Here is a 4,404-nt window from a genome sequence, read left to right on the forward strand (position 1 = left end):
ATCTGAACCAGATTTAATCTGACAGACACCTGTATAAATAACCGGTAACTGTCAGATCAGGTCTGAGCTAGTACAGGGTAATCTTTATAATCCCCGCCCCTGCATCCCCTGATACAACTTCGCCACGTCGACAAAATACTCCGTCAGATAGTTAATACAGACCTGAACTTTAAGCGGCAGCTTATCCTTTTCCGTATACAGCGCCCAGACCGGGCGGGGATCGGACTGATAGCGGGTAAATAAGATCTCCAGATTGCCATTATTGATCTCATCGATCGCCCACATCAGCGGCACATGGGCAATACCGGCCCCGGCAATCAACCAGCGTGAAAGCGTCATCGGATCGTTGGTGACAAATCGCCCCTGCGGGATCAGACGCGTGGAAATCCCCTCCGGGGCAATAAGCTCAAATTCGTTATCCGGGCGAACGCTGTACTCCAGCCAGGAATGATTCACCAGGTCAGCCGGTTTTTCCGGCACGCCATATTGCGCCAGATAGCTTTTGGCAGCGCAGACGATCATCGGCATCGCGCCCAGCCGTCTTGAGAACAGGCTCGAGTCCTGCAAGGCTCCGACGCGGATCACCACGTCCAGTCCGTCGGCAATCAGATCCGGCGCGGGAATGCCGGTCACCAGATTAATCGACAAACCCGGATACTCTTTGAGCATCTCAGCAGTGAGCCTGGCGAGTACATTTTGTGCCATCGTTGAAGAACAACCGATACGCAGAGTGCCAATAGGCGTGTTGTTAAAGGCGTAGAGCTGCTCATGCACATCCTGGACTTCGTGCAACATACGGCGACAACCCTGATAGTAAATCTTCCCGGCTTCAGTCAGGCCCAGGCTGCGTGTGCTGCGGTTTAGCAGCTTTACCTGAAGCTCATCTTCCAGTTTCGCCACCGTCTGACTGATCGAGGAAACACTCATTTGCAACTGCTTTGCAGCGGCTGTAAAAGAGCCTTGCTCGACCACTTTGGCAAACACCGACATACGTTTTAGTCGTTCCATTATTCACTCTGGCTTAAAAGTGATTTAGATCACATAATATAGATAACAGCATAACAGTTACGTTAATATACTATTCGCTGAATAATTAACGTATCACTCTCGCCTGGCCTGCTCACTGCTCCGTGGTGGTACGGATAAGAAATATTGTCGCCTGCATTCTCTCTAATCAAGGTCAACATGAGTCTGTTTCCCGTTATCGTGGTGTTCGGTCTGTCGTTCCCACCGATTTTTTTCGAATTGCTTTTGTCACTGGCGATCTTCTGGCTGGTGCGTCGTGTGCTGATCCCAACCGGGATCTATGACTTCGTCTGGCATCCGGCACTGTTTAATACCGCGCTCTACTGCTGTCTGTTTTATCTGCTGTCGCGCTTGTTTGCTTGAGGTAGAAGTGAAAACACTAACAAGAAATCTCTCCCGTACTGCTCTGACTGTCGTGCTGGTTATTCTCGCGTTCATTGCCATTTTCCGCGCCTGGGTTTACTACACTGAGTCACCCTGGACCCGTGACGCGCGCTTTAGCGCTGATGTGGTCGCCATTGCGCCTGACGTTGCGGGTTTAATTACCGTAGTGAATGTTCGTGATAACCAGTTGGTGAAAGCCAACCAGGTGCTCTTCACCATTGACCAGCCGCGTTATCAGAAAGCGCTGGAAGAGGCGCAGGCGGATGTCTCGTATTACGAGGCGCTGGCCAGTGAAAAACGCCGGGAAGCAGGACGACGTAACCAGCTTGGCGTTCAGGCGATGTCGCGTGAAGAAATAGATCAGGCCAACAACGGGCTCCAGACGGTATTACACCAACTGGCAAAAGCGCAGGCTACCCGTGATTTGGCGAAACTGGATCTTGAACGCACGGTGATTCGCGCGCCAGCAGACGGCTGGGTCACTAACCTGAATGTTTATGCCGGGGAGTTTATAACCCGCGGTTCAACCGCCGTGGCGCTGGTTAAGCAAAACTCTTTCTATGTTCAGGCCTATCTTGAAGAGACCAAGCTGGAAGGCGTACGTCCAGGTTATCGGGCAGAAATCACCCCGCTGGGGAGCAACCGGGTACTGAAAGGTACTGTTGATAGCGTGGCCGCCGGGGTGACCAATGCCAGCAGCAGTAGCGACAGCAAAGGTATGGCAACCATTGACTCGAACCTTGAATGGGTACGTCTGGCGCAGCGTGTGCCGGTGCGTATTCATCTTGATGCGCAGCAGGGCAATCTGTGGCCTGCAGGCACGACGGCAACCGTCGTTGTTACCGGCAAGAATGACCGTGACGAAAGCCACGACTCCTTCTTCCGTAAACTGGCGCATCGCCTGCGTGAGATGGGTTAAGCACTATGGGCCTGTTTTCCATTGCCAGCCGACACATTCGCTTTGCCTTAAAGCTGGCCTGCGCCATCGTGCTGGCGCTGTTTGTCGGCTTCCACTTTCAACTGGAGACGCCGCGCTGGGCGGTTTTGACGGCGGCTATTGTGGCAGCAGGCCCGGCCTTTGCGGCTGGTGGTGAACCCTGGTCGGGGGCGATTCGCTATCGCGGCATGTTGCGCATTATCGGCACCTTTATTGGCTGTATCGCCGGGCTGATTATCATTATTGCGATGATCCGCGCGCCATTGCTGATGCTGACGGTCTGCTGCATCTGGGCCGGTTTCTGTACCTGGATTTCATCTCTGGTGCGGGTAGAGAACTCATATGCCTGGGGACTTGCGGGTTACACGGCGCTGATCATCGTCATCACCATTCAAACCGAGCCTCTGCTTACACCGCAGTTTGCCGTTGAGCGGTGTAGTGAAATTGTTATCGGTATTGTCTGCGCCATTGTGGCCGATCTGCTGTTCTCTCCCCGCTCGATCAAGAATGAAATTGACCGTGAACTGGATAGCCTGTTGGTTGCGCAATATCAGTTGATGCAGCTTTGTATCAGGCATGGCGAGCCTGAAGAGGTGGATAAGGCATGGGGTACGCTGGTGCGCCGGACCACCGCGCTGGAAGGCATGCGCAGCAACCTGAAAATTGAATCGTCGCGCTGGGGGCGAGCGAATCGCCGCCTGAAAGCGATCAATACATTGTCGCTGACGCTGATTACCCAGGCCTGTGAAACTTACCTGATTCAGAACACGCGTCCGGAACTGATCACTGCGACCTTCCGCGAACTGTTTGAGGCACCTGTTGAGAATATTCAGGATCTCCATAGGCAGTTAAAACGGATGCGCCGGGTGATTGGCTGGACGGGCGAGCGTGAGACGCCGGTGACCATTTACAGTTGGGTGGGATCCGCAACGCGTTACCTGTTGCTCAAGCGCGGGGTGACCAGCAATACCAAAATCAGTGCGACAGAAGATGAGGTTTTGCGCCGTGAAGTGGTGGTAAAACCCGTATCGGCGGAACGTCACCATGCGATGATTAACTTCTGGCGCACCACTCTCTCTTGTATGTTGGGCACCTTGTTCTGGCTGTGGAGCGGCTGGACTTCGGGCAGTGGAACCATGGTGATGATTGCAGTAGTCACATCCCTGGCGATGCGTCTGCCAAATCCCAAAATGGTTGCTATCGATTTTCTCGTGGGAACGCTGGTGGCGTTGCCGCTCGGCGCTTTCTATTTCCTGGTGATTATCCCCGCGACGCAACAAAGCATGCTGCTGCTGTGCATTAGCCTGGCGGTGCTGGCGTTCTTTATCGGTATTGAAGTACAAAAGCGGCGCTTAGGCTCTCTGGGCGCGCTGGCCAGTACCATCAATATTATTGTGCTCGATAACCCGATGACTTTTCATTTCAGTCAGTTTCTTGACAGCGCGCTGGGGCAAATTGTCGGCTGCGGGCTGGCGCTGATTGTGATTTTACTGGTCCGTGATAACTCCCAGGCGCGAACCGGGCGCATGTTGCTCAACCAGTTTGTCTCGGCGGCAGTTTCGGCAATGACCACCAATTCAGCCCGGCGCAAAGAAAACCATCTGCCTGCGTTGTATCAGCAGCTGTTTCTGTTGCTGAATAAATTTCCAGGCGATCTGGCGAAGTTTCGCCTGGCACTGACGATGATTATTGCCCATCAGCGTTTAAGGGATGCGCCGGTGCCGGTCAACGACGACCTCTCGGCTTTTCATCGTCAGCTACGACGGACGGCGGATCAGGTTATTTCCGCGAGTAGCGACAGTAAGCGGCGGCGCTATTTTTCTCAGTTACTGGAAGAGTTGGGCGTCTATCAGGAAAAGCTTCACCATTGGGACGCTCCACCTCAGGTGACTGAGCCGGTCAAACGACTGACCGGTATGCTACATAAATATCAGCATGCTTTGACCAGCAGCTAAACGCGAAACCGACGCCAGAAGCGTCGGTTCAGACTGCTGACAAAGTCCTGGCCGTGAGGCCGGGACTTTGATCTAATTAAGTCAGTGCAATTAACGGACTGA

At 53.5% G+C, this 4,404-nt stretch carries 4 protein-coding genes; 3 read left to right on the plus strand and 1 reads right to left on the minus strand.

The window, feature by feature from the left end; translation table 11 throughout:
* Positions 1-84 precede the first annotated feature (84 nt).
* The gene (gene aaeR / locus ACSZO4_RS24770) at positions 85-1,008 is read right to left on the minus strand and encodes an HTH-type transcriptional activator AaeR (protein WP_437891742.1); all 924 of its coding nucleotides are present in this window, start codon (positions 1,006-1,008) and stop codon (positions 85-87) included.
* 177 nt (positions 1,009-1,185) lie between these two features.
* Here aaeR and aaeX point away from each other — a divergent pair, with 177 nt between their 5' ends.
* The 3 genes from aaeX to aaeB are packed head-to-tail and all read left to right on the plus strand — an operon-like array spanning position 1,186 to position 4,302.
* Complete coding sequence (gene aaeX / locus ACSZO4_RS24775) at positions 1,186-1,389, plus strand: p-hydroxybenzoic acid efflux pump operon protein AaeX (protein WP_437891744.1); 204 nt, start codon at positions 1,186-1,188, stop codon at positions 1,387-1,389.
* A gap of 7 nt (positions 1,390-1,396) precedes the next feature.
* Entirely contained in the window at positions 1,397-2,329 is a 933-nt protein-coding gene (gene aaeA, locus ACSZO4_RS24780) for a p-hydroxybenzoic acid efflux pump subunit AaeA (RefSeq protein ID WP_437891747.1), read from the plus strand.
* Between the two features lie 5 nt (positions 2,330-2,334).
* A complete protein-coding gene (gene aaeB, locus ACSZO4_RS24785; RefSeq protein ID WP_437891748.1) occupies positions 2,335-4,302 on the plus strand; it encodes a p-hydroxybenzoic acid efflux pump subunit AaeB in 1,968 nt (655 codons plus the stop codon).
* Positions 4,303-4,404 lie beyond the last annotated feature (102 nt).

Source organism: Phytobacter sp. V91, from assembly GCF_965644225.1.
Lineage (GTDB): Bacteria > Pseudomonadota > Gammaproteobacteria > Enterobacterales > Enterobacteriaceae > CBFFRJ01.